The 25,159-nt window shown below is 71.6% G+C and carries 25 protein-coding genes; 23 read left to right on the top strand and 2 right to left on the bottom strand.

The features are described 5' to 3' along the window. The first annotated feature begins 190 nt into the window (after positions 1 to 190). Positions 191 to 1,393, top strand: coding sequence for a signal recognition particle-docking protein FtsY (gene ftsY, locus ACFXAE_RS02775; RefSeq protein WP_384706968.1), 1,203 nt, complete (start codon positions 191 to 193; stop codon positions 1,391 to 1,393). A 275-nt stretch (positions 1,394 to 1,668) separates the two neighbouring features. Here the strand turns inward: ftsY and ACFXAE_RS02770 are convergent, their stop codons facing one another. After that, a complete protein-coding gene (locus ACFXAE_RS02770) occupies positions 1,669 to 2,337 on the bottom strand; it encodes a bifunctional DNA primase/polymerase (protein WP_384706966.1) in 669 nt (222 codons plus the stop codon). 447 nt (positions 2,338 to 2,784) lie between these two features. Between ACFXAE_RS02770 and ACFXAE_RS02765 the strand changes: the two genes are divergently transcribed. The 5 genes from ACFXAE_RS02765 (at position 2,785) to ffh (ending at position 10,548) form a co-directional block, all read left to right on the top strand. Next, positions 2,785 to 4,281 (top strand): hypothetical protein, encoded by a 1,497-nt coding sequence (locus ACFXAE_RS02765; protein ID WP_384706964.1) that lies wholly within the window; start codon positions 2,785 to 2,787, stop codon positions 4,279 to 4,281. Between the two features lie 348 nt (positions 4,282 to 4,629). Continuing rightward, the gene (locus ACFXAE_RS02760) at positions 4,630 to 5,970 is read left to right on the top strand and encodes an ammonium transporter (protein ID WP_384706962.1); all 1,341 of its coding nucleotides are present in this window, start codon (positions 4,630 to 4,632) and stop codon (positions 5,968 to 5,970) included. After that, the gene (locus ACFXAE_RS02755) at positions 5,967 to 6,305 is read left to right on the top strand and encodes a P-II family nitrogen regulator (protein WP_384706960.1); all 339 of its coding nucleotides are present in this window, start codon (positions 5,967 to 5,969) and stop codon (positions 6,303 to 6,305) included. Before ACFXAE_RS02760 ends, ACFXAE_RS02755 begins: the two co-directional genes overlap by 4 nt. Before the next feature lie 44 nt (positions 6,306 to 6,349). Continuing rightward, on the top strand, positions 6,350 to 8,776 hold the full coding sequence (locus tag ACFXAE_RS02750; RefSeq protein ID WP_384706958.1) for a [protein-PII] uridylyltransferase: 2,427 nt from the start codon (positions 6,350 to 6,352) through the stop codon (positions 8,774 to 8,776). 221 nt (positions 8,777 to 8,997) lie between these two features. Next, a complete protein-coding gene (gene ffh / locus ACFXAE_RS02745) occupies positions 8,998 to 10,548 on the top strand; it encodes a signal recognition particle protein (protein ID WP_384706956.1) in 1,551 nt (516 codons plus the stop codon). A gap of 58 nt (positions 10,549 to 10,606) precedes the next feature. Here the strand turns inward: ffh and ACFXAE_RS02740 are convergent, their stop codons facing one another. After that, complete coding sequence (locus ACFXAE_RS02740; protein WP_384706954.1) at positions 10,607 to 11,461, bottom strand: methyltransferase domain-containing protein; 855 nt, start codon at positions 11,459 to 11,461, stop codon at positions 10,607 to 10,609. A 582-nt stretch (positions 11,462 to 12,043) separates the two neighbouring features. Here ACFXAE_RS02740 and ACFXAE_RS02735 point away from each other — a divergent pair. From ACFXAE_RS02735 to ACFXAE_RS02655, 17 genes are all read left to right on the top strand, one after another. After that, positions 12,044 to 12,643: a hypothetical protein gene (locus ACFXAE_RS02735; RefSeq protein ID WP_073937032.1), complete on the top strand. Its 600-nt coding sequence runs from the start codon at positions 12,044 to 12,046 to the stop codon at positions 12,641 to 12,643. A 374-nt stretch (positions 12,644 to 13,017) separates the two neighbouring features. Then, positions 13,018 to 13,437 carry a 30S ribosomal protein S16 gene (gene rpsP, locus ACFXAE_RS02730; protein ID WP_384706952.1) on the top strand — a complete coding sequence of 140 codons (420 nt, stop codon included), beginning with the start codon at positions 13,018 to 13,020 and terminating at the stop codon, positions 13,435 to 13,437. 2 nt (positions 13,438 to 13,439) lie between these two features. Continuing rightward, on the top strand, positions 13,440 to 13,679 hold the full coding sequence (locus tag ACFXAE_RS02725) for an RNA-binding protein (RefSeq protein WP_005479813.1): 240 nt from the start codon (positions 13,440 to 13,442) through the stop codon (positions 13,677 to 13,679). 109 nt (positions 13,680 to 13,788) lie between these two features. Then, on the top strand, positions 13,789 to 14,367 hold the full coding sequence (rimM, locus tag ACFXAE_RS02720; protein WP_384706950.1) for a ribosome maturation factor RimM: 579 nt from the start codon (positions 13,789 to 13,791) through the stop codon (positions 14,365 to 14,367). After that, positions 14,367 to 15,200 carry a tRNA (guanosine(37)-N1)-methyltransferase TrmD gene (trmD, locus tag ACFXAE_RS02715; protein WP_384706948.1) on the top strand — a complete coding sequence of 278 codons (834 nt, stop codon included), beginning with the start codon at positions 14,367 to 14,369 and terminating at the stop codon, positions 15,198 to 15,200. Before rimM ends, trmD begins: the two co-directional genes overlap by 1 nt. Positions 15,201 to 15,333: 133 nt before the next feature. Next, complete coding sequence (gene rplS, locus ACFXAE_RS02710; protein WP_190098062.1) at positions 15,334 to 15,684, top strand: 50S ribosomal protein L19; 351 nt, start codon at positions 15,334 to 15,336, stop codon at positions 15,682 to 15,684. A 45-nt stretch (positions 15,685 to 15,729) separates the two neighbouring features. Then, positions 15,730 to 16,461 carry a signal peptidase I gene (lepB, locus tag ACFXAE_RS02705; protein WP_384706946.1) on the top strand — a complete coding sequence of 244 codons (732 nt, stop codon included), beginning with the start codon at positions 15,730 to 15,732 and terminating at the stop codon, positions 16,459 to 16,461. Further along, entirely contained in the window at positions 16,454 to 17,521 is a 1,068-nt protein-coding gene (lepB, locus tag ACFXAE_RS02700; RefSeq protein WP_384706944.1) for a signal peptidase I, read from the top strand. The genes lepB (ACFXAE_RS02705) and lepB (ACFXAE_RS02700) overlap by 8 nt, the downstream gene beginning before the upstream one ends. Continuing rightward, the gene (lepB, locus tag ACFXAE_RS02695; RefSeq protein WP_384706942.1) at positions 17,433 to 18,422 is read left to right on the top strand and encodes a signal peptidase I; all 990 of its coding nucleotides are present in this window, start codon (positions 17,433 to 17,435) and stop codon (positions 18,420 to 18,422) included. The genes lepB (ACFXAE_RS02700) and lepB (ACFXAE_RS02695) overlap by 89 nt, the downstream gene beginning before the upstream one ends. A 33-nt stretch (positions 18,423 to 18,455) precedes the next feature. Continuing rightward, positions 18,456 to 19,232: a signal peptidase I gene (gene lepB / locus ACFXAE_RS02690; protein WP_384706940.1), complete on the top strand. Its 777-nt coding sequence runs from the start codon at positions 18,456 to 18,458 to the stop codon at positions 19,230 to 19,232. Then, a complete protein-coding gene (locus ACFXAE_RS02685; protein ID WP_384706938.1) occupies positions 19,222 to 19,749 on the top strand; it encodes an NUDIX hydrolase in 528 nt (175 codons plus the stop codon). The genes lepB (ACFXAE_RS02690) and ACFXAE_RS02685 overlap by 11 nt, the downstream gene beginning before the upstream one ends. Before the next feature lie 53 nt (positions 19,750 to 19,802). Next, positions 19,803 to 20,111, top strand: coding sequence for a DUF2469 domain-containing protein (locus tag ACFXAE_RS02680; RefSeq protein WP_003965949.1), 309 nt, complete (start codon positions 19,803 to 19,805; stop codon positions 20,109 to 20,111). A gap of 79 nt (positions 20,112 to 20,190) precedes the next feature. Continuing rightward, positions 20,191 to 20,601 (top strand): YraN family protein, encoded by a 411-nt coding sequence (locus ACFXAE_RS02675; RefSeq protein ID WP_384706936.1) that lies wholly within the window; start codon positions 20,191 to 20,193, stop codon positions 20,599 to 20,601. A gap of 1 nt (position 20,602) precedes the next feature. Further along, the gene (locus ACFXAE_RS02670) at positions 20,603 to 22,228 is read left to right on the top strand and encodes a YifB family Mg chelatase-like AAA ATPase (RefSeq protein ID WP_384706934.1); all 1,626 of its coding nucleotides are present in this window, start codon (positions 20,603 to 20,605) and stop codon (positions 22,226 to 22,228) included. Next, positions 22,225 to 23,385, top strand: a complete 1,161-nt coding sequence (gene dprA / locus ACFXAE_RS02665; RefSeq protein WP_384706932.1) for a DNA-processing protein DprA — start codon at positions 22,225 to 22,227, stop codon at positions 23,383 to 23,385. The genes ACFXAE_RS02670 and dprA overlap by 4 nt, the downstream gene beginning before the upstream one ends. Positions 23,386 to 23,667: 282 nt before the next feature. After that, complete coding sequence (whiG, locus tag ACFXAE_RS02660) at positions 23,668 to 24,510, top strand: RNA polymerase sigma factor WhiG (protein WP_384706930.1); 843 nt, start codon at positions 23,668 to 23,670, stop codon at positions 24,508 to 24,510. Between the two features lie 91 nt (positions 24,511 to 24,601). Then, positions 24,602 to 25,159 carry a TetR/AcrR family transcriptional regulator gene (locus ACFXAE_RS02655; RefSeq protein WP_384707378.1) on the top strand — a complete coding sequence of 186 codons (558 nt, stop codon included), beginning with the start codon at positions 24,602 to 24,604 and terminating at the stop codon, positions 25,157 to 25,159.

Here is a 25,159-nt window from a genome sequence, read left to right as displayed (position 1 = left end):
AAGTCCGGGGGGAAGGGCTCAAGTCCCCGCTGCCCCTCTCCCCGTACCTTTACCGCCGCCCTCGCCCGGGTCGCCCGGGCAGGGGCGGTGGTGTGTTCTCCCCGGGGACCGGGCACCGGGCGTGCGCCTTCGCGGACGCCGCGCGTACAACGAACGGCCTCGCGGGAGGTCACGCCATACTGGGGCTGTTATGGACATCGTCATCCTTGCTGTAGTCATCGCCGTGGTCGTGCTCGGCGCGCTCGGCGGGCTCATCGTCGGCAGCCGGCGCAGGAAGCCGCTGCCCCCGCCGCCGCCCGCCGCGCCCGACATCACCGCCCCTCCGGCCGAGCCGCACGTCGGCGAAGAGGCCGAGACGCCGCGGGAGGAACCGCGGCGCACCATAGAGGAGGTTGATCTTCCGGCGGGCGCAGGTCCCGTCGTCATCGAGGAACCGCCCGCCGCCGAGGCTCCCGAGATCGAGATCCCGGAGCCCACCGCCGGCCGTCTGGTCCGGCTGCGCGCCCGTCTCTCCCGTTCGCAGAACGCCCTGGGCAAGGGCCTGCTCGTCCTGCTGTCCCGCGAGCACCTCGACGAGGACACCTGGGAGGAGATCGAGGACACCCTGCTCACCGCCGACGTCGGTGTGCAGCCCACCCAGGAGCTGGTCGAGCGGCTGCGCGAGCGTGTGAAGGTGCTCGGCACCCGCACCCCCGAGGAGCTGCGCGGACTGCTCCGCGAGGAGCTGATCACGCTGGTCGGTCCCGGGATGGACCGCACCGTGCACACCGAGAACGCGGCCGGTGGCCCCGGCGTCGTGATGGTCGTCGGCGTCAACGGCACCGGCAAGACCACCACCACCGGCAAGCTCGCCCGCGTCCTGGTCGCCGACGGCAACACCGTCGTGCTCGGTGCCGCCGACACCTTCCGTGCCGCCGCCGCCGACCAGCTGCAGACCTGGGGCGAGCGGGTCGGCGCCCACACCGTGCGCGGCCCGGAGGGCGGTGACCCCGCCTCCGTCGCGTTCGACGCGGTCAAGGAGGGCAAGGAGATGACCGCCGACGCCGTGCTCATCGACACCGCCGGCCGGCTGCACACCAAGACCGGCCTCATGGACGAGCTCGGCAAGGTCAAGCGGGTCGTGGAGAAGCAGGCCCCGCTGGACGAGGTGCTGCTCGTGCTCGACGCCACCACCGGTCAGAACGGTCTGGTGCAGGCCCGGGTCTTCGCCGAGGTCGTCGACATCACCGGCATCGTGCTCACCAAGTTGGACGGCACGGCCAAGGGCGGCATCGTGATCGCCGTGCAGCGCGAGCTGGGCGTGCCGGTCAAGCTGATCGGGCTCGGCGAGGGCGCGGACGATCTGGCGCCGTTCGAACCGGACGCGTTCGTGGACGCCCTCATCGGGGAGTGACCCCGGCTCCCTCGGACGGATCCGCGGCAGACGCGAAGAAGCGCCCGCCCCCGAGCAGACCGGGGGACGGGCGCTTCGCCGTGTCCGGGGGTGTGCGGCGTCGGCGTGGGCCGGGGGTGGATCGCGCTGCCCGGCGCTTGCGGGATGCCTCTCCTGCTCTCGGCTCTGCTCGAGCGGGGGGATCCCCATCGCCCTGGGGGGTACCTCACAGGCTCTTGAGTCACTGGGGGAGGCACGACTGCCCGCGGATCGCGGGGCGGCGGAAACCCGTGTGGCTACGCACCCGACCGGTGCGCCACGTACGCCAGCGTGCCCAGCAGCAGGCGGGCCTCGGGCGGGCGGCGGGACGCCGAGTCCAGGGCGGGGGAACGGAGCCAGCGCACCGGGCCCAGGTCGCCCCGGTCGGACGGCGGTGCCGTGATGTGCGTACCGGGTCCGAGGCCGTGCAGGTCCAGGGCGGCCGGATCGTCCCAGCCCATGCGGTAGAGCAGCTCGGGCAGTGCGGCGGCGGCGCCGGGGGCGACGAAGAAGTGGGCGCGGCCGTCCGGGACGGCGGCGACCGGGCCGACCGGCAGGCCCATGCGCTCCAGCCGGGCCAGGGCGTGACGTCCCGCGGCCTCCGCGACCTCGATCACGTCGAACGCCCGCCCGACCGGCAGCATCAGCGAGGCCCCCGGGAACTCCGACCAGACCGCGGTCACCTCGTCCAGCGGGGCCCCGGCGCGGATCACCGGCGCGTGGTCCAGCGGATGCGCGCCCGGTGCCCGGCAGCCGGCGCGTCCGCAGGAACAGGCGCCCGCGGCGGCCCGGACGCCCGGCACCACGTCCCAGCCCCACAGGCCGGTGTACTCCGCCACGACGGTGCCGTCCGAGGAGCGGCTCCGGCGACGCGAGCCGGACCGGATGTCGCGGATGCCCCGGCTGATGCCGATCGTGAAGCCCATGCCCCCTCCAACGGGTCCGACATACCGACGGTTACGCAGCGAACGCGGAGTGTGACTCTCTGTTTCCAACTTCCCGGTGTCGCTCCACTCAACCGGCGCGCTGAAGCGCCAGGGGTGGTACGTCCGGCGATGCGCGCCCCTCGGTGCATCGCTGCATCCGCTTTTGGCCGTCCTGTGTCAAGTGAATCGTGGGATGGCCACGGTGAGTTCATTCGAAGGGGTGGCGAATGGTGGCGATTGCGGTTCCGTCATGGTGAGACGGGTGATCGTAGGGTTACTTTGTGTGCACGGCTTCTTGGGGCACATGCACTCGTGGGTATGCCGGAGGCAACTCGGCTTTCCGTTCGAAGGGTGACAACCCTCGGACGGGCGGCCCCGACAACCGGCATTCTGATAGGGCTTGGCGCACTCGGCGACAAGTGGTCTTCAGGGAATGGGGGCGTTCCAGTGAGCGGCAACGGCGGTGGCGGGACGAACACTGCGAGTGCGGAGAAACGCCCGAACGAGCTGCTCGCGTCGTGGTTCGTCCGCAGCGGCTGGTCCAAGGGCGAGCTCGCCCGCCAGGTCAACCGCAGGGCACGCCAGTTGGGCGCCAACCACATCTCCACCGACACCTCGCGCGTGCGCCGCTGGCTGGACGGTGAGAACCCGCGCGAGCCGATCCCCAGAATCCTGTCCGAACTGTTCTCCGAACGCTTCGGCGTCGTCGTCTCCGTCGAGGACCTGGGTCTGCGCACCACCCGCCCGGCACCCTCCGCGACCGGCGTCGATCTGCCCTGGACGGGCCCGCAGACCGTGGCCCTGCTCAGCGAGTTCTCGCGCAGCGACCTGATGCTGGCGCGGCGCGGCTTCCTCGGGAGCTCGCTGGCCCTCTCCGCGGGCCCGTCCCTCATCGAGCCCATGCAGCGCTGGCTCGTCCCCTCCCCGTCCGCCCCGCTGCCGCGGCCCGAGGCCGACCCGGTGTCCTCCTCCGCGCGCGCCCGCGGCCGGCTGTCCAAGCCGGAGCTGGACCTGCTGGAGACCACCACCGTGATGTTCCGGCAGTGGGACGCCCAGTGCGGTGGCGGCCTGCGCCGCAAGGCGGTCGTCGGACAGCTGCACGAGGTGACCGACCTGCTCCAGGAACCCCAGCCCGAGGCCACCGCCCGACGCCTGTTCAAGGTCGCCGCCGAACTCGCCGAACTGGCCGGCTGGATGTCGTACGACGTCGGACTCCAGCCCACCGCGCAGAAGTACTTCGTGCTCGCCCTGCACTCCGCCAAGGAAGCCGACGACCGGCCGCTCGGCTCGTACGTGCTGTCCAGCATGAGCCGGCAGATGATCCACCTCGGCCGGCCGGAGGACGCCCTGGAGCTGATCCACCTCGCGCAGTACGGCAGCCGGGACTGCGCCAGCCCGCGCGCCCAGTCGATGCTGTATGCGATGGAGGCCCGCGCCTACGCCAACATGGGCCAGCCCGGCCGGTGCAAGCGGGCCGTCCGGATGGCCGAGGACACCTTCGCCGAGGCCGACGAGTGGGACGAGCCCGACCCCGACTGGATCCACTTCTTCTCCGAGGCCGAGCTGTACGCGGAGAACGCCCACTCCTTCCGCGACCTCGCCTACGTCGCCGGCCGCAGCCCCACCTACGCCTCGCTCGCCGAGCCGCTGATGCGGCGGGCCGTGGAGCTGTTCGGCCGGGAGGGCGGCGAACACCAGCGTTCCTACGCCCTCAACCTGGTCGGCATGGCCACCGTCCATCTGCTGCAGAGCGAGCCCGAGCAGAGCGCGGTTCTCGCCACCGACGCCATCAAGGCGGCCAAGAAGGTCCGTTCCGAGCGCGTCAACACTCGTATCCGAAAGACGGTCGACACCGCCGTGCGCGACTTCGGGGACCTCGCCGAAGTCGTCGAACTCAGCGAGCGGCTCGCGATCGAGCTGCCCGAGACCGCGGACGCGGTCTGACACCCCCGAGGTACCGCTAGGCCCCGGCCGCGGCCGGCCCTCCCGAACTGCCCGACTCGGCTCCCCCCATGCCAGGTCATTCGGAGGCCGGCCGCGGCCGGTCGTGTGTCTCCCGGCCACGGCTCACCGCCGGGCACCGAAGGTTGCGTCACGATAACGATCGGCGCGCCCCGGATCCGGCAGTTCATCGACCCGTAACACGCCGGGTGCCTTCGTCACGGCGGCGAAACAACGAGGGGCTTCCACCGAAACGGCGCTGCGCCAATCTCATGGCGCATAACCGGCCCACCCCTCAATCCGCTCAAGGCTTCGCCCGCACGGGGCCGTACCAACGACGAGGAGACGCCGATGGCACCAGCCATCACCCTGGCGGCAGACGCGCCCACGCTGTCCGCCGCCAACACAGGGTTCATGCTCATCTGTTCCGCCCTGGTGATGCTCATGACCCCGGGTCTGGCCTTCTTCTACGGAGGCATGGTCCGCGTCAAGAGCACGCTGAACATGCTGATGATGAGCTTCATCAGCCTGGGAATCGTCACCGTCCTGTGGGTGCTGTACGGCTTCTCCATGGCGTTCGGCACCGACTCCGGGGGCATCATCGGCTGGAACTCCGACTGGGTCGGCCTCAGCGACATCGGTCTGACGGAACTCTGGGACGGCTACACCATCCCGGTCTTCGTCTTCCTGGTCTTCCAGCTGATGTTCGCCGTCCTCACGCCCGCGCTGATCAGCGGAGCGCTCGCGGACCGCGTGAAGTTCACCGCGTGGGCGCTGTTCGTCGCCCTGTGGGCCACCATCGTCTACTTCCCGGTCGCGCACTGGGTCTGGGGCGCCGGCGGCTGGGCCTTCGAGCTGGGCGTCATCGACTTCGCCGGCGGTACGGCGGTCCACATCAACGCCGGTGCCGCCGCGCTCGGTGTGATCCTGGTGATCGGCAAGCGCATCGGCTTCAAGAAGGACCCGATGCGCCCGCACAGCCTCCCGCTGGTCATGCTCGGCGCAGGGCTCCTGTGGTTCGGCTGGTTCGGCTTCAACGCCGGCTCCTGGCTCGGCAACGACGACGGCGTCGGCGCGCTGATGTTCGTCAACACCCAGGTCGCCACCGGCGCCGCGGTCCTCGGCTGGCTCGCCTACGAGAAGATCCGCCACGGCGCGTTCACCACCCTGGGCGCAGCCTCCGGCGCCGTCTCCGGCCTGGTCGCCATCACCCCGGCCGGCGGCGCGGTCTCCCCGCTCGGCGCGATCGCCGTCGGCGTCATCGCCGGTGTGCTGTGCGCCATGGCCGTCGGCCTGAAGTACAAGCTCGGCTACGACGACTCCCTCGACGTCGTCGGCGTCCACCTCGTCGGCGGCATCCTCGGCTCCCTGCTCATCGGCTTCTTCGCCACCGGCAAGGGCCAGTCCGACGTCGCGGGCCTCTTCTACGGCGGCGGCCTGGACCAGTTCTGGAAGCAGTGCGCCGGGGTCTTCGGCGTCCTCGCCTACTCCCTGGCCGTCTCCGCGGTCCTCGCCTTCCTCCTCGACAAGACCATCGGTATGCGAGTCTCCGAGGACGACGAGGTGGCCGGCATCGACCAGGCCGAGCACGCCGAGACCGCATACGACTTCAGCGGCGCCGGCGGCGGCGCGGCCCGCACCGCCGTGACCGCCCCCGTCGCCCCGGCCGAGAGCAAGAAGGTGGACGCATGAAGCTCATCACCGCCGTCGTCAAGCCGCACCGGCTCGACGAGATCAAGGAGGCCCTGCAGGCCTTCGGAGTGCACGGTCTGACGGTCACCGAGGCCAGCGGCTACGGCCGTCAGCGCGGCCACACCGAGGTCTACCGCGGCGCCGAGTACACCGTCGACCTGGTGCCCAAGATCCGCATCGAGGTACTGGTCGAGGACGACGACGCCGAGCAGCTGGTCGACGTCGTGGTCAAGGCGGCCCGCACCGGCAAGATCGGCGACGGCAAGGTCTGGTCGATCCCGGTCGAGACGGCCGTACGGGTACGGACCGGCGAGCGCGGCCCGGACGCGCTCTGACAGCAGACGGACAGAACAGGAGTCGCTGGGTGACGGGGATGGACATGCGAGGCGAGGCAGAGGACTCGGGACCCAGCGGCTACGCGGCGGCCCGGCTGCACCTTCTCAACGAGAAGGCGCGGTCCGGGCCGCCGCGCCGTGCCGCCCTCGCGGACCTCACGGACCAGTGGCTCACCGGGCTGTTCGCGGCCGGCGCCGAAGGGGCGCGCGGAGTGTCCCTGGTCGCCGTGGGCGGCTACGGGCGCGCGGAACTCTCCCCACGCAGCGACCTCGACCTCCTCCTGCTGCACGAGGGCGGCGCCCCCGAGGCGGTCGCCGCCCTCGCGGACCGCCTCTGGTACCCCGTCTGGGACCTGGGCCTCGCCCTCGACCACTCCGTCCGCACCCCGGCCGAGGCCCGCAAGACCGCGGGCGAGGACCTCAAGGTGCAGCTCGGACTCCTGGACGCCCGGCACATCGCCGGCGACCTCGGCCTCACCACCGCACTGCGCACGGCGGTCCTCGCCGACTGGCGCAACCAGGCGCCGAAACGTCTCCCCGCCCTCCGGGAACTGTGCGAGGAACGCGCCGAACGCCAGGGCGAGCTGCAGTACCTCCTGGAACCCGACCTCAAGGAGGCCCGCGGCGGACTGCGCGACGCCACCGCGCTGCGCGCGGTGGCCGCCTCCTGGCTCGCCGACGCCCCGCGCGAGGGCCTCGCCGACGCCCGCCGCCGGCTCCTCGACGTACGGGACGCCCTGCATCTGACGACCGGACGTGCCACCGACCGGCTCGCGCTCCAGGAGCAGGACCAGGTCGCGGCCGAACTGGGCGTGCTCGACGCGGACGCGCTGCTGCGGCAGGTCTACGAGGCCGCGCGGGTCATCGCCTACGCCGGTGACGTCACCTGGCGCGAAGTGGGACGCGTCCTGCGCTCCCGCGCGGTACGGCCCCGGCTGCGCGCCATGCTGGGCGGCGGGAAACCGGCCGCCGAGCGATCCCCGCTGGCCGAAGGGGTCGTGGAGCAGGACGGCGAGGTGGTACTCGCCCGCGCCGCGCGCCCTGACCGCGACCCCGTGCTCCCCCTGCGTGCCGCGGCCGCCGCCGCCCAGGCCGGGCTCCCGCTCTCCCTGCACGCCGCACGGCGCATGGCGACCGGTGCGCGCCCTCTGCCCACACCGTGGCCCGCCGAGGCGCGGGAACAACTCGTGACCCTGCTGGGCTCCGGCCGCCCCACCGTCGAGGTCTGGGAGGCGCTGGAGGCGGAGGGCCTGGTCAGCCTGCTGCTGCCGGACTGGGACCGGGTGCGCTGCCGCCCGCAGCGCAACGCCGTGCACCTGTGGACCGTCGACCGGCACCTCATCGAGACCGCCGTACGCGCCTCCGCGTTCACCCGCCGCGTCAGCCGCCCCGACCTGCTGCTGGTCGCCGCGTTGCTGCACGACATCGGCAAGGGCTGGCCCGGCGACCACTCGGTGGCCGGCGAGGTCATCGCCAGGGACGTGGCCGCCCGCATCGGCTTCGACCAGCACGACGTCACGGTGATCGCCGCACTCGTACGCCACCATCTGCTGCTCGTCGAGACCGCCACCCGGCGCGACCTGGAGGACCCCGCCACCGTACGCGCGGTCGCCGACGCCGTCGGAGCCCAGGGCACCCTCGAACTGCTGCACGCCCTCACCGAGGCGGACGCCCTCGCCACCGGTCCTGCCGCCTGGTCGTCCTGGCGCGCCTCGCTCGTCGCCGACCTGGTCAAAAGGGTCTCCGCCATGCTGTCCGGAGACGCCCCGGACGGGCCCGAGGAAGCCGCGCCCACCGCGGAACAGGAGCGTCTCGCGATCGAGGCCGTCGCCACGGGCGCGCCGGTGCTGTCCCTGCGGGCCCGGGCCGAGCTGTCCGCCGAGCCCTCCGGCGACCCCGAGCCGCTGGGCGTGGAACTGCGTATCGCCGTGCCCGACCAGGCGGGCGTGCTGCCCGCCGTGGCCGGAGTGCTCGCCATGCACCGGCTGACCGTCCGCACGGCCGAACTGCGGGCCCTGGACCTTCCGGACGGCGTGGACGGCTCCGTGCTGCTGCTGGACTGGCGAGTCGCCGCCGAGTACGGCTCCCTGCCCCAGGCCGCCCGGCTCCGCGCGGACCTCGTACGCGTCCTGGACGGCAGCCTGGACATCGCCGCCCGCCTCGCCGAGCGGGACGCCGCCTACCCGCGCCGCCGGGGCGTGGTGGCCCCGCCCCCGCGCGTGACGGTCGCCCCGGCCGCCTCCCGGCACGCCACCGTGATAGAGGTCCGCGCGCAGGACGCGCCGGGGCTGCTGTTCCGGATCGGGCGGGCGCTGGAGGACGCGGGGGTGTGGGTGAGGAGTGCGCATGTGAGCACGCTGGGGGCGAACGCGGTGGATGCCTTCTACGTGACGACCCCGGAGGGCACGCCTCTGCCAAGTGACGAGGCGGTGTCGGTGGCCCGGAAGCTGGAGGAGACGTTGCGGGCGTGACCTTGCGATCGTTCCCCGCGTTGACCGGGTGTGCTCTCCGCGGACGCGGGGACGGTCCGAGGATGTCGTCCGTGAGACGGCGTCCCGGATGTGCTCCCCGCACACGCGGGTATCCGCCCCCGTCCACTGGTCCTCCAGCGGGCGGGGGCGATTCGCTTGCCGGGCCGGATACCCTGGAGGGCAGCCCAGTTCCACCCCCGACCCCGAGGACCGACGCCGCCGTGTTCGATACTCTCTCCGACCGCCTCAGCGCGACCTTCAAAAATCTCCGCGGAAAAGGCCGGCTGAGCGAAGCGGACATCGACGCCACGGCGCGTGAGATCCGCATCGCTCTCCTGGAAGCGGACGTGGCCCTGCCCGTGGTCCGCACGTTCATCAAGAACGTCAAGGAGCGCGCGCTCGGCGTCGAGGTCTCCAAGGCGCTGAACCCCGCCCAGCAGGTGCTGAAGATCGTGAACGACGAGCTCGTCACGATCCTGGGCGGTGAGACCCGCCGGCTGCGCTTCGCCAAGCAGCCGCCGACCGTGATCATGCTCGCCGGTCTGCAGGGTGCGGGTAAGACCACCCTCGCGGGCAAGCTCGGCCACTGGCTCAAGGAGCAGGGCCACTCGCCGGTGCTGGTCGCCGCCGACCTCCAGCGCCCGAACGCGGTCAACCAGCTCAGCGTCGTCGCCGAGCGCGCGGGCGTCGCCGTCTACGCGCCCGAGCCGGGCAACGGCGTGGGCGACCCGGTGAAGGTCGCCAAGGACTCCATCGACTTCGCGCGGACCAAGGTCCACGACATCGTGATCGTGGACACCGCCGGCCGCCTGGGCATCGACCAGGAGATGATGCAGCAGGCCGCGGACATCCGCGACGCCGTCCGGCCCGACGAGATCCTGTTCGTCGTCGACGCCATGATCGGTCAGGACGCCGTCAACACCGCCGAGGCGTTCCGCGACGGCGTCGGCTTCGACGGTGTGGTGCTCTCCAAGCTCGACGGCGACGCCCGCGGTGGTGCCGCCCTGTCGATCCGCCAGGTCACCGGCAAGCCGATCATGTTCGCGTCCAACGGTGAGAAGCTCGACGAGTTCGACGCCTTCCACCCGGACCGGATGGCCTCCCGCATCCTCGACATGGGTGACCTGCTCACCCTGATCGAGCAGGCGGAGAAGACGTTCAGTCAGGAAGAGGCCGAGAAGATGGCCTCCAAGCTGGCGTCGAAGAAGGGCCAGGACTTCACCCTGGACGACTTCCTGGCCCAGATGGAGCAGGTCCGGAAGATGGGCAGCATCAGCAAGCTGCTCGGCATGCTCCCCGGCATGGGCCAGATCAAGGACCAGATCAACAACCTCGACGAGCGCGACGTCGACCGCACCGCCGCGATCATCAAGTCGATGACCCCGGCCGAGCGCCAGGAGCCGACGATCATCAACGGCTCGCGCCGTGCCCGTATCGCCAAGGGTTCCGGTGTCGAGGTCAGCGCCGTGAAGGGCCTGGTCGAGCGGTTCTTCGAGGCCCGGAAGATGATGTCCCGCATGGCTCAGGGCGGCGGCATGCCGGGGATGCCCGGGATGCCGGGCATGGGCGGCGGTCCGGGCCGGACGAAGAAGAAGCAGAAGCAGGCCAAGGGCAAGCAGCGCTCCGGCAACCCGATGAAGCGCAAGCAGCAGGAGCAGGAGGAGGCCGCGCGCCGCGCCGCCGCCGCGGAGGGCGCGGGCGCCTTCGGGCTGCCGCAGCAGGGCGGCAAGGACTTCGAGCTGCCCGACGAGTTCAAGAAGTTCATGGGCTGAGACCTACGCCGGTACGTCACTGGGGCGCCCCTCACGCGAAGGGCGCCCCAACGACGTGTCAGGGTGTGCGCGCGACGAGGTACCGGAACACGTTCGGCATCCACACGGTTCCGTCCTGCCGCTGGTACGGATGCAGGGCCTCCGCCAGCTCCTTGTCGACCTGCGCCTGGTCCGTGGCCGTGACCGCCGGGTCGAACAGCCCGGTCGACTTCAGGCCCCGTACCGCGCTGTCCGCGTCGGCGTAGCCGAACGGACAGGCCACCCGCCCGGAGCCGTCCGGCCGCAACCCCGCCCGCGCGGCGACCCGCTCCAGGTCGTCGCGGTCCGTGGGACGCCAGGTGCACGCTCCGCGCAGCGGCTCCGCCGGCTTGGTCGCCACTCGGAGCACGGACGCCGTGGCGCACCGCTCCGGCGGACCCCAGCCGGCCAGCACCACGGCCGCTCCGCGCCCGGCGAGCGGCACCGCCTCGGTGAGCAGATCGCCCAGTCTCTCCGCGTCGCCCGCGCGGCAGCCGATCGGCTCGAAGGCGGTCACCACGGTGTACGCCGGCGCGTCCGCGCGGGCGGCCTCCCCGGGCGAGCCCCGCACGATCCGGGTGTCGTCACGCGCGCGTGCGTCCCGCTCGTCGGGCAGCAACCGCTCCCGTGCGAGGGCCAGCCGGTCGGCACAGGTGTCGACACCGGTGACCGCGGCACCGCGCGAGGCCGCCATCAGCAGGGCCAGCCCGGAACCGCAGCCGAGACCGAGCAGTCGTGTCGCGGGTCCCACGTCCAGTCGCTCGTAGACGGCCTCGTAGAGCGGTACGAGCATCCGCTCCTGGATCTCGGACCAGTCACGCGCGCGTGCACGCAGGTCCACGCGGGGGACGGCCCCCGTACGAGGCGGGTGCTGCCGCACGAGCGTAGGTGTCATAGGTAAGCGCCCCAATCAGCCGAGAGTTGCCGCAGTGCCTGATTCCCTGGCCCCCGTGCAGTGCGCCCCGCACCCCCCGTATGCCAGGAAACTCCGCCCTCGTCGTGTCGTCCAGTGGAATGCGGCGGCGGCTTGGTAGTCGCCTGTGCCAGTGGCAAGAATTCACATTCCGGTAATCCCGGGCCGCCCGATCCGCCATGGCGAAGGCACCCGTAGCCGATTCCGGCCAAGGTCGACGAAGTCGGGAGCGACTTGTGGCGGGGCGGTGCGCGGCTGCGAGGGCGGACCCGGTAACGTCGCGCCCGTGGCGTGCCCGCCGAGCCGGACGCCGTGTCCCCGCGAGAGCGACCGAAATGTCTCTTGCGCATCCACGAGCCTCACGCGCACCGGCGCGCGGAGACCGCTTACGCGCGGGGGCGTACGTCAGCCTACGCACCACCTTGAGGTGAGCTGCGAGGCTTCTCCGCAGATCAGCGCACCCGTACTCGTCAGGACGCATCAGCGGCAACTGACGGGTACGTGCAAATTATTTGGGATGCCCCGGAATCGGAACACAGAGGCACCCCGCCTCGTTGTCATTACGTGAGCACGACACAGACACCACCTGTTCTCGCCGCAGAGCTGGCACAGGCGTGGGCCGACATTCAGCGGTACCACCCCGAGCTGCCCGATCTTGCCGCGCCCGAGTCACTGATCGGGGAGTCGTCGTCCGCGTGCGGTCACGAACTCTCCTTCGAGCGACTGCTGCACGAGGCAGTCCACGGCGTCGCCGCCGCGCGCGGTGTACGCGACACATCCCGCGCCGGCCGCTACCACAACCGCAGATTCCTCGCGATCGCCGAGGAACTGGGCCTGGACCACCCCGAGGAACCGCACCCCAGCAGCGGCTTCTCACTGGTCACGCTCACTCCCGAGGCGAAGCGCCGCTACCGCCCGACGACGGAACGCCTCCAGCGCGCCCTGAAGGCCCACTCCGCGGCGACCGCGGGCGACACGGCCCGCAGCTTTCGCGGCCCGGCCGCGCGGCACGGCTCCTCCGGGGGCGGCGTCCGCGTCAAGGCCGTCTGTGACTGCGGCCGCAACGTCCGTGTCGTTCCCTCGGTCCTCGCCCAGGCCCCCATCGTCTGCGGCGGCTGCGGCAAACCCTTCCAGATCCCGGAAGTGGTAGCAGCGGCAAGCTGATCGTCTCAGGCATCTCGTGGGTGCCGGAGACGCGGGGCGCCGTTGCTCTCGCGCCGTCCTCGCGGGCAGTCGTGCCGCTGGGGCGGCGCGGGTGGGCGCGACGGCGCCCCGTAGGCGCCGGGCTGCGCGAACCTCCCGGCCAACACCGACGCGGGGTGCCCCGTGCCGCACCGGCGCCGGGCGCCCGTCAACCGCGCCCACCCCTCGGTCACCCCCGCCCCACAGGGTGTGGCACAATGACTAGCTGTACTCGACAGTCGCACAGGACCCCTCTCTCCTCCGGCTGACGCGTCCATCGGGCACTCGGGTACCGCAACCCCACGCGGCAACTCTCGCCGTGCCCAACCACGTCAAAACCAGGAGAACCCACTCCCGTGGCAGTCAAGATCAAGCTGAAGCGTCTGGGCAAGATCCGTTCGCCTCACTACCGCATCGTCGTCGCCGACTCCCGTACCCGCCGTGACGGCCGGGCCATCGAGGAGATCGGCAAGTACCACCCGACGTACAACCCGTCGGTGATGGAGGTCGACGCCGAGCGCGTGGCGTACTGGCTCGGTGTCGGCGCTCAGCCGACCGAGCCCGTGCTCGCCATCCTGAAGAAGACCGGCGACTGGCAGAAGTTCAAGGGCGAGCCCGCCCCGGCTCCGCTGCTGCAGCCGGCCGAGAAGTCGGCCCGTCCGTCCTTCGAGGCGCTCGGCGGCGACGACGAGGGCAAGGGTGAGGCGATCACCCAGAAGAAGAAGGCTGAGAAGAAGGACGAGGCCCCGGCCGAGTCCGCGTCGACCGAGGCCTGAGCATGCTCGAGGAGGCTCTCGAGCACCTCGTGAAGGGCATCGTCGACAACCCTGACGATGTGCAGGTCGCCTCGCGCGACCTGCGCCGTGGACGTGTGCTCGAGGTCCGGGTCCACCCGGACGACCTCGGCAAGGTGATCGGCCGCAACGGCCGCACCGCACGCGCTCTGCGTACCGTCGTGGGCGCCATCGGCGGCCGCGGTGTCCGCGTCGACCTCGTCGACGTGGACCACGTCCGCTGACGCCGAACGCAGCACCGGCTCGGGCCGGGGAGGGCCACTGGGCCGTCCCCGGCCCGCAGTCGTATGAGCCGTGAGTGGCTCGTCGCAGTTCGACAGGAGATCAAGCACAGTGCAGCTGGTAGTCGCTCGCATCGGCCGCGCCCATGGCATCAAGGGCGAAGTCACCGTGGAGGTCCGCACCGACGAACCGGAGCTGAGGCTCGGGCCCGGCGCCGTCCTGACCACCGACCCCGCCTCCGCCGGGCCGCTCACCATCGAGACCGGCCGCGTCCACAGCGGCCGTCTCCTGCTGCGCTTCGAGGGCGTCCACGACCGCAACGGCGCCGAGGCCCTGCGCAACACCCTCCTCATCGCCGACGTCGACCCGGACGAGCGGCCCGAGGACGAGGACGAGTACTACGACCACCAGCTGATCGACCTCGACGTCGTCACGAAGGACGGCGAACAGGTCGGCCGGATCACCGAGATCTCGCACCTGCCCAGCCAGGACCTCTTCGTGGTCGAGCGCCCCGACGGCACCGAGGTGTACGTGCCGTTCGTCGAGGAGATCGTCACCGAGATCGATCTGGAGGAGCAGCGCGCGGTCATCGACCCGCCGCCGGGCCTGATCGACGACCGCGCGGACCGCGACGAAGTCGTTGATGGACACAGTGCCTCCGCGCCGGACGCCGCCGGGGAAGAGGCGTAATGCGTCTCGACGTCGTCACGATCTTCCCCGAGTACCTCGAGCCGCTGAACGTCTCCCTCGTCGGCAAGGCACGCGCACGCGGACAGCTGAACGTCCACGTGCACGATCTGCGTGACTGGACCTACGACCGCCACAACACCGTCGACGACACCCCGTACGGTGGTGGCCCCGGCATGGTCATGAAGACCGAGCCGTGGGGCGACGCGCTCGACTCTGTCCTGGCGGACGGTTACGAGACCGGCTCCCGCGAGCCGGCCCTGATCGTTCCCACTCCCAGCGGCCGTCCCTTCACCCAGGAACTGGCCGTCGAGCTCTCCGAGCGCCCCTGGCTGGTCTTCACCCCGGCCCGCTACGAGGGCATCGACCGCCGTGTCATCGACGAATACGCCACCCGGATGCCCGTGTACGAGGTGTCCATCGGCGACTACGTGCTGGCCGGCGGCGAGGCGGCGGTCCTCGTCGTCACGGAGGCCGTCGCACGGCTGCTCCCCGGCGTCCTCGGCAACGCCGAGTCGCACCGCGACGACTCCTTCGCGCCCGGGGCCATGGCGAGCCTTCTGGAGGGTCCCGTCCACACCAAGCCGCCGCAGTGGCGCGGACGCGGCATCCCGGACGTGCTGCTCAGCGGCCACCACGGGAAGATCGCCCGCTGGCGGCGCGACGAGGCGCTGCGCCGGACCACAGCCAACCGGCCCGACCTCATCGAGCGCTGTGATCCGAAGGCCTTCGACAAGAAGGACCGCGAGATGCTGTCCGTCCTGGGCTGGGAACCGGACCCCGCCGGAGAGCCGTACGGCCGATTTTGGCGCAGGACCGACGGCGTGGAAGAATAGGCCGCTGCTGTGCGTCGTCCGGCGTGCGCCCCTGCCGCAGGGGGACACGACGCCCGTCCCGAACCGCACGGCACCGGTCCCAGCCTCCAGTTGCCGTTGATGACCTGCGGCATCAGCGAAGAAAGCAGACGAAATGTCTCACCTGCTCGACTCCGTCGACTCCGCGTCGCTGCGCAGCGACGTCCCCGCCTTCCGTCCCGGCGACACCGTCAACGTCCACGTGCGTGTCATCGAGGGCAACCGCTCCCGTGTGCAGCAGTTCAAGGGCGTGGTCATCCGCCGCCAGGGCGCCGGCGTGCGCGAGACCTTCACGGTCCGCAAGGTCTCCTTCTCCGTCGGCGTCGAGCGCACCTTCCCGGTGCACACCCCGATCGTGGAGAAGATCGAGCTCGTCACCAAGGGTGACGTGCGCCGCGCCAAGCTGTACTACCTGCGCGAGCTGCGCGGCAAGGCGGCGAAGATCAAGGAGAAGCGCGAGAACTGAGCGCTTTACCGGCGTCATATCGCGGCCGGATAGCATCTGGCCCCGATGGACACCGAAGCACAGCCGACGGAGCGCGACCGCTCCCTCCCCCCGGCCGGACCCGAGGACACCTCGGGGACGGCGGGGCCGGAGGGGCGGTCGCGTTCCGCGTTGGTGTCGCGTCTCACGCAATGGCTGCCCGGCGGGCGGATTACCCTGACCCTGCTGCTCTGCCTGCTGTTCCCGCTGGCGCTGAGCACGTTCGTGGCGCGGCCGTTCCAGATCCCCAGCGGATCGATGGAACACGGATTGAGGGTCGGGGACCGCGTGCTCGTAAATAAGTTGGCGTACCGCTTCGACGCCGGGCCGCGGCGCGGCGACGTGATTGTGTTCGACGGCACCGGGTATTTCGGTGACGCCGACTACGTCAAACGGGTCGTCGGGGTGGGCGGGGACCATGTGGTCTGCTGTGACGGGGAGGGGAGGATCCGGGTGAACGGCCGGTCGGTCGACGAGTCGGGCTTCCTGTTCCCCGGCGACAGCCCCTCCACGGTGTCCTTCGACGTCGTCGTGCCCGACGGGCGCCTGTTCGTCCTCGGGGACCACCGCAGTGCCTCCAGCGACTCCCGTGACCACCTCGGCTCGCCCGGCGGCGGCATGATCCCGGTGGACAGCGTGATCGGCCGCGCCGACGGGATCGTCTGGCCCTTCGGCCACGCCGCCCGGCTGCACCGGCCCGACGCCTACGCGCGCGTGCCCGCCCCGGCGACGAACGCGGCGGAGGGCGCCCATGGGTAACCGCGGCAAACCGCGCGGCGCCCCGGACAGCGCAGCGGAGAACCTGCTGCCCACCGGCTCCCGCCGCGCGACCGGCCCGGCCCCCGGACGCAGCCGGGCCGAACGGCGCAAGCTCCAGCGCAAGGTCAAGCGGCGCCGCAGGCGCAGCGCCGTCAAGGAGATCCCCCTCCTCGTGGGTGTCGCCGTCGTGATAGCGCTGGTGCTGAAGACGTTCCTCGTCCAGGCCTTCGTCATCCCGTCGGGCTCCATGGAGCAGACGATCCGGATCGGTGACCGGGTGCTGGTCGACAAGCTCACCCCGTGGTTCGGCTCCAAGCCGCAGCGCGGGGACGTCGTCGTGTTCAAGGACCCCGGCGGCTGGCTCCAGGACGAGCGGACCACGCCGAAGAAGGACGACCCCGTCGGGATCAAGCAGATCAAGGACGGGCTCACCTTCATCGGACTGCTGCCGTCCGAGAACGAGAAGGACCTCATCAAGCGGGTCGTCGGCGTCGGCGGGGACCGCGTCCAGTGCTGCGACGAGCAGGGCCGGGTCACCGTCAACGGCGTTCCCCTGAACGAGGACTACCTGTATCCCGGCAACGCCCCGTCCACGACTCCGTTCGACATCACCGTCCCCGAGGGGCGGCTGTGGGTGATGGGCGACCACCGGGCGAACTCCGCCGACTCCCGTTCCCACCAGGACACCGACTACGGCGGCACCGTCTCCGAGGACGAGGTGGTGGGCCGGGCCATGGTCATCGCCTGGCCGCTCGGCCACTGGAGCACGCTGGAGGAGCCGACGACCTACGCGTCCGTGTCGGACTCGGCACCTGGGTCGACCGCTGCCGCCCCGCTGTCGCATAGGGTTGCCCCGGACGATCCCGATGGAATGGTCCAGCTCCCGAGCCCTGCGGAACTCCCGCTCGTTATGGGAGTGGTGGGCCTGCGCCGGGCATGGCGCGGGCGGCGGCAGAGAGTGAGGAGTTGGCGTGGGGGATGCGGCGGTTGGCGCACGGTCCGGGCGCGAGGGCGAGGAGCACCGCGGGCGTCCCGTGGAAGCGGCCGGTCCGGCGGCTGACGACTTCATGACCTCCGGGAACGACTCCCCGGCGGGTGGCGGCGACGGACCCGGGGACAATCAGCCCCCCACGGCGCAAGGCGGTTCGGGCGACGGCACCCCCCAGGCGAAGCAGCCCCGCTCCTTCTGGAAGGAGCTGCCGATCCTGATCGGCATCGCGCTGGTGCTGGCGCTGCTGATCAAGACGTTCCTGGTGCAGGCGTTCTCCATCCCCTCCGACTCGATGCAGAACACCCTCCAGCAGGGCGACCGGGTGCTCGTCGACAAGCTCACCCCCTGGTTCGGCTCCGAGCCCGAGCGCGGTGAGGTCGTCGTCTTCCACGACCCCGACAACTGGCTGGCGGGCGAGCCGACCCCCGACCCGAACCCGTTGCAGAAGGTCCTCAGCTGGATCGGTCTGATGCCGTCCGCGGAGGAGAAGGACCTGATCAAGCGGGTCGTCGGGGTCGGCGGTGACACGATCGAGTGCAAGGGCACCGGCCCGCTGAAGGTCAACGGCATGGCGCTGAACGAGCCGTATGTGTATCCCGGCAACACTCCGTGCAGCCAGGACGACCAGGGCGGCCAGTTCAAGGTGAAGGTCCCCGAGGACCACATCTGGGTCATGGGCGACCACCGGCAGAACTCCCGGGACTCGCGGTACAACCAGGCCGACAGGAACGACGGTTTCGTCCCTGTGGACAAGGTCGTCGGCCGAGCCGTCGTCATCGCCTGGCCGGTCAACCGCTGGAACAACCTGCCCGTCCCGGACACCTTCGACCAGCCCGGTCTGGCCGCCGGGTCCTCCTCCGCCGCGGTCCTGACGGCCGCGCCCCAGACACTCGCGCTCGCGGGCGCGGTGCCGCTGGTGCTCTGGCGGCGCCGGCGGTACGGCGCCGGAGAGGGCCGGCGGGAGGGCTGACCCGCTCCGGTACCGCCGGGTAGGGTGCCGCCCATGAGTGGTCAGAGCACGACGCGTACGGTCCCCGGCAACGCCGGCTCGGGCACCGCCCGGGCGGGTGGCCGGACCGGGCAGCGGCTGTCCGGGCTGGCCGTGGCCCTGGGCATGGTGCTGTTCCTCGGCGGATTCGTCTGGGGAGCGCTGCTGTACCGGCCGTACACCGTGCCCACCCCGTCGATGGCGCCGACGATCGGTGCCGGTGACCGGGTGCTGGCCGAGCGCGTCGACGGCGGCGACGTCCGCCGCGGTGACGTCATCGTCTTCACGGACGCGACCTGGTCGACCACCCCCATGGTGAAGCGGGTGGTCGCCGTCGGCGGTGACACGGTCTCCTGCTGCCAGGACGGCAAGCTGAAGGTCAACGGCAAGGAGATCGACGAACCGTATCTCGCCGAGGGCGCGGCGGCCGGGTTCGGTGCCATCCCCGAGGTGACCGTGCCGAAGGGGCGGCTGTTCCTGCTCGGTGACGAGCGCTCCGGGTCGCTGGACTCCACGGCCCATCTGACCGACGCCGCCGGCGGCACCGTCTCCCGCGACACGGTCCAGGCCAGGGTCGACGCCGTGGTCTGGCCGATGAACGGCATGCTCCAGGCACCCACCGGATTCGAACAGCTCGGTGCGCTCTCCTCTCCGGGACCGCTCAGGACCGTCGTCGCGCTGGTGATCGCCGGTGCCGTGCTCGTTCTCGGCGGGGCCGCGTACGGTCCCTTCGCCAAGCGGGCGACCGCGTCCCGGGGCCGGGCGAGCACGGGGGCCGCCGGTGTCCGCTGAGCCGGTCCCGGCGGTCGAGGGCTCCTACGAGGGCGGGCTGCGCAGGGTCGCCCGGGTCGTTCTGCTCGACCCGCTGGACCGCATCCTGCTGCTGCACGGCCATGAGCCGGACGACCCGGCCGACGACTGGTGGTTCACGCCCGGCGGCGGCGTGGAGGGCGACGAGACCCGTGAACAGGCCGCCCTGCGGGAACTCGTCGAGGAGACCGGCATCACCGAGGTCGAGCTCGGGCCCGTGCTGTGGCGGCGGAGGTGCTCCTTCCCGTTCGCCGGCCGCCGCTGGGACCAGGACGAGTGGTACTACCTCGCCCGCACCACCCAGACCGCGACCGCGGCCACGGCGCTGACCGAGCTGGAACGGCGCAGTGTCGCCGGAGCACGCTGGTGGACGTGCCCGGAACTCGCTCGGGCGCATGAGACGGTGTATCCGACCAGACTCGCCGAGCTGCTGCGCGTACTGCTCGACGAAGGTCCCCCGGCCGGACCCGTGACCCTGGACACCGAAATCGTCCAGTGACTCCCGGGACTGGCGCACAATGGTGGGATCGCAAGGCTGAAGGGGAACATGCCATGAGCGCCGAGGACCTCGAGAAGTACGAGACCGAGATGGAGCTCAAGCTCTACCGGGAGTACCGCGATGTCGTCGGTCTGTTCAAATACGTGATCGAGACCGAGCGGCGTTTCTATCTCACCAACGACTACGAGATGCAGGTGCACTCGGTCCAGGGCGAGGTGTTCTTCGAGGTGTCGATGGCGGACGCCTGGGTCTGGGACATGTACCGGCCGGCCCGGTTCGTGAAACAGGTACGCGTCCTGACGTTCAAGGACGTGAACATCGAGGAGCTCAACAAGAGCGATCTGGAGCTGCCGGGCGGGTAACCGGCGTACTCGTGCGGGTGACGGAGTTGTCCACAGTCGCCGAGTTCTGCACCAAGATCCACTCCGTCGGGCGGGATGCGTGACCGTTGGCGCCGGAGGTGGTGCCGACATGAACGCACAGAACGCACATCGCGCACGCAGCGCACTCGGCAGGTACGGCGAGACACTGGCCGCACGGCGGCTGACCCAGTCCGGGATGACGGTCCTGCAGCGCAACTGGCGCTGCGGCAGGACCGGCGAGATCGACATCGTGGCCCGGGACGGGGACGCCCTGGTCGTCTGCGAGGTGAAGACCCGCAGGGCAGGCCCCTTCCAGCACCCCATGGAGGCGGTCACGACGGCCAAGGCCGACCGCCTGCGGGACCTCGCCGAACGCTGGCTCCGGGAACACGGGGGAGCGCCGCCCGGCGGGGTCCGCATCGACCTGGTCGGCGTGCTGCTGCCGGCCCGCGGCGCACCCGTGGTCGAGCACGTCCGGGGGGTGGCCTGACATGGGGTTCGCGCGCACGTGCTCGGTGACGCTGGTGGGCGTCGAGGGCGTGGTCGTGGAGGTCCAGGCCGACCTGGAGCCCGGGGTCGCGGCCTTCACACTGGTGGGGCTGCCGGACAAGAGCCTGTCGGAGAGCAGGGACCGGGTCAGGGCGGCCGTGGTGAATTCCGGCGGCGAGTGGCCGCAGAAGAAACTCACCGTGGGACTCAGCCCGGCATCGGTCCCGAAGGCCGGCAGCGGTTTCGATCTGGCGGTCGCCTGCGCGGTGCTCGGCGCCGCCGAACGGATCGATCCGCGGGTACTCGGCGACATCGTCATGATCGGCGAGCTGGGCCTTGACGGCCGGGTGCGGCCGGTGCGCGGCATCCTGCCGGCCGTACTGGCCGCGGCCGACGCGGGATACGAGCAGGTGGTGGTGCCCGAGTGCGCCGCCGCAGAGGCCTCACTGGTGCCGGGGGTGTCCGTCCTGGGCATCCGCAGTCTGCGCCAGCTGATCGCGGTGCTCACCGACGAGCCCGTACCGGAGGAGGACACCGAGGACCAGGCGCGGCCCGACCCGCTGCTGGCGGGGCTGCGCGCCCCGGGCACCGGAGCGGACACCGGGATGCACGGCGTCGGCGCGGCATCGCACGAGCAGGGCCATGACCTCGCGGACGTCGTGGGCCAGCTCTCGGCGCGAACGGCCGTGGAGGTGGCCGCGGCGGGCGGACACCACCTCTTCCTGGAAGGACCGCCGGGCGCCGGCAAGACCATGCTCGCGGAGCGGCTGCCGTCGATCCTGCCGCCGCTGGACCGGCAGGCCTCACTGGAGGTGACGGCCGTGCACTCGGTGGCGGGACTGCTGCCCCCGGGCAAACCCCTGATCGACACGGCTCCCTACTGCGCCCCGCACCACTCGGCCACCATGCAGGCACTCGTCGGCGGCGGCCCCGGTACGGCCCGGCCGGGAGCGGTGTCCCTCTCGCACCGGGGCGTGCTCTTCCTGGACGAGACACCGGAGTTCAGCAGCCGGGCCCTGGACGCGCTGCGGCAGCCGCTGGAGGCCGGGCACGTGATCATCGCGCGCAGCGCCGGTGTCGTGCGCTTCCCCGCGCGCTTCCTGATGGTCCTCGCCGCCAACCCGTGCCCCTGCGGGCGCTTCTCGCGGACGAACGAGCAGTGCGAGTGCCCTCCCTCGGCGATCCGCCGCTACCAGGCCAGACTGTCCGGGCCGCTGCTCGACCGGGTCGACCTGCGGGTCGAGGTCGACCGCGTCACGCGTGACGAACTGACGGCGAGCGGTGCCCGGGGCGACACCACCGCCACGGTCGCCGACCGGGTGCGGACGGCCCGGGACCGCGCCGCGGCGCGACTCACCGGCACTCCGTGGCGCACCAACAGCGAGGTCCCCGGACGGGAGCTGCGCAGCCGCTGGCACGCCGCCCCCGGCGCCATGGACGACGCCGAGCGCAGCCTGGAACGGGGCGTGCTCACCGCCCGGGGACTCGACCGGGTCCTGCGGGTCGCCTGGACCGTCGCCGACCTGACCGGCCACGAGCGGCCTGACGCCGGGGACGTCGCCCTCGCCCTGCAACTGCGCACCGGCGTCCCGCGCGGCGTGCCCATGGCCATCGGGGCGGGGGTGTGAGCGCCGTGGACGGAGCCGGTGACGAACTGCTCGGCCGGGTCTTCCTCACCCGGGTCATCGAACCCGGTGACGAGACCGGCGGGCGCTGGGTGCGGGAGCTCGGCGTGGACGCCGTGGTCCGACGGCTGCGGAAACGGGGGGATCCGCTGCCGGGGGCGAGCGGCAAGCGGTGGGCCGGGTTACTGGCCCGGGCGGAGCAGGCCGAACCGCGCAGGGACCTCGCCGTCGCGCGGGACGCCGGAGTGCGCTTCGTGGGCCCCGGCGCCCCGCAATGGCCCGGACAGCTCGACGACCTGGGCGACGCCCGGCCGCTCGGGCTGTGGGTGCGCGGGGGAGCGGACCTGCGGATGTGGGCGCTGCGCTCGGTCGCCGTCGTCGGCGCCCGAGCCTGCACCGAGTACGGCGCGCACATGGCCGCCACCCTCTCCGCCGGCCTCGCCGAACGCGGCTGGATCGTGGTCTCCGGCGGCGCCTACGGGGTCGACGGCGCGGCCCACCGCGGCGCCCTCGGCTCGAGCGGTGCCACCATCGCCGTACTCGCCTGCGGAGTCGACCGGCCCTACCCGCGCGGCCACACCGGGCTGATCGGCAGAATCGCGGAACAGGGCCTCGTCATCGGCGAGCTGCCGCCCGGAGATCATCCGACACCGAGCAGATTCATCCTCCGCAACAGAGTGATCGCCGCGCTCACCCGGGGCACCGTCGTCGTCGAGGCCGCCCACCGCAGCGGCTCCCTGGTGACCGCCCGGGCGGCCCGCCGTCTGGGACGCCACACGATGGGAGTACCGGGGCCGGCCACCAGCGGGCTCTCCGCCGGGGTGCACGAACTGCTGCGGCAGGACGCGGTGCTGGTCACCGACGCCGACGAGGTCGTCGAACTGGTCGGCGACATGGGCGAACTCGCGCCGGAACGCCGGGGGCCGGTGCTGCCCCGGGACCTGCTCGACCCGGCCGGACGGCAGGTCCTCGCCGCGCTGCCGGGGCGCGGAACGGCCCGGCCGGAGGAGATCGCGCCCGCCGCGCAGACCACCCCGGACGACGTGATCGCGCGACTGTACGAACTACGAGCACTTGGTTACGTCGAACGACACGGCGACGGCTGGAAGTTGACGCGCCAGGCGGTGATCCCGGTCCGGGACGGTCCCGAGCCTCGCTGACACAGCGTGTTCGGCCGTCCGGGGGAACCCCGACACCCCTTGGGATTTACGTCAGTTGGGCTACCCCGTCGATCACTCAGAGCGACGGGTGTGCCCCGGCGGGACGGCACCCGGAACGAATCTGCGCACGGTTCCACCTCGCCCCTTCGCACACCGCGACGCCGCAGTCACGCTACGCTCACGAGGGTCCCGACGCGGACAGGCAAGGACAGGCACTCAGACATCGGACAGACAGCGCACCCAGGCAGTACCGGTCCACGGCAGAACGGCACAAGGCGACGAATGCCCCAGCACACCTCCGGGTCCGACCGGGCGGCGATCCCCCCAGCCGCCCGCGACGGTGGCAGCGTGCGGCCGCCCGCTCCCTCGACGCTCGACGAGCTGTGGCGGTCGTACAAGGCGACGGGGGACGAGCGGCTGCGGGAACAGCTGATCCTGCACTACTCGCCGTTGGTGAAGTACGTGGCCGGCCGGGTCAGTGTGGGGCTGCCGCCCAATGTCGACCAGGCGGACTTCGTCTCCTCCGGGGTCTTCGGGCTGATCGACGCGATCGAGAAGTTCGACGTCGACCGCGAGATCAAGTTCGAGACCTACGCGATCACCCGTATCCGGGGCGCGATGATCGACGAGCTGCGGGCACTGGACTGGATCCCGCGCTCGGTACGGCAGAAGGCGCGCAACGTGGAGCGCGCCTACGCCACGCTGGAGGCGCGGTTGCGGCGCACCCCCTCCGAGAGCGAGGTCGCCGAGGAGATGGACATCACGGTGGCCGAGCTGCACGCGGTTTTCAGCCAGTTGTCGCTGGCGAACGTCGTCGCCCTGGAGGAGCTGCTGCACGCCGGGGGCGACAGTGGCGATCAGCTGAGTTTCATGGACACCCTGGAGGACACCGCCGCCGACAATCCGGTGGAGGTGGCCGAGGACCGGGAGCTGCGGAGGTTCCTGGCGCGGGCCATCAACACACTGCCGGAGCGGGAGAAGACGGTGGTCACCCTGTACTACTACGAAGGACTCACCCTCGCCGAGATCGGCAATGTGCTGGGCGTGACCGAGAGCCGGGTCAGTCAGATCCACACCAAGTCCGTGCTGCAGCTGCGCGCGAAGCTGGCGGGTTTCGGCCGCTGAGCCCTTCCGGCGGAGAGCCGGCCGATCCTCTGGCCGCCGCGGGCGGGGCGTCCGTAAAGTGGATGACGTGCCAAGGATTCGAGCGGCCTCCGTGGCCGAGCACCGGTCGATGCAGCGAGCCGCCCTGCTGGACGCGGCACGCTCCCTGCTGTCCGAGGGCGGTACGGAGGCGCTGACCTTCCCGGCTCTCGCCGAGCGCACGGGTCTCGCGCGTTCGTCCGTGTACGAGTACTTCCGCTCGCGGGCCGCCGTGGTCGAGGAGTTGTGCGAGGTCGACTTCCCGGTCTGGGCGGCGGAGGTCGAGGCGGCCATGGCGACCGCCGACGGGACCGAGGCCAAGATCGAGGCGTACGTCCGCAAGCAGCTGGAACTGGTCGGGGACCGGCGGCACCGCGCCGTGGTCGCGATCTCCGCGAGCGAGCTCGACGCGGGTGCGCGCGAGAAGATCCGTGCCGCGCACGGCGGCCTCATCGCGATGATCGTCGAGGCCCTGGCCGGCCTGGGGCACGCGGAGCCCCGCCTCGCGGCGATGCTCCTCCAGGGCGTGGTCGACGCGGCCGTACGCCGCATCGAGCTGGGTGCGGCGGAACACCCGGACGCGATCACGGAAGCGGCGGTCTCGATGGCACTCCGCGGCGTACGGGGCTGA

This window comes from Streptomyces sp. NPDC059454 (assembly GCF_042749965.1).
Lineage (GTDB): Bacteria > Actinomycetota > Actinomycetes > Streptomycetales > Streptomycetaceae > Streptomyces.
This window is presented reverse-complemented; position numbering and strand designations above follow the sequence as displayed.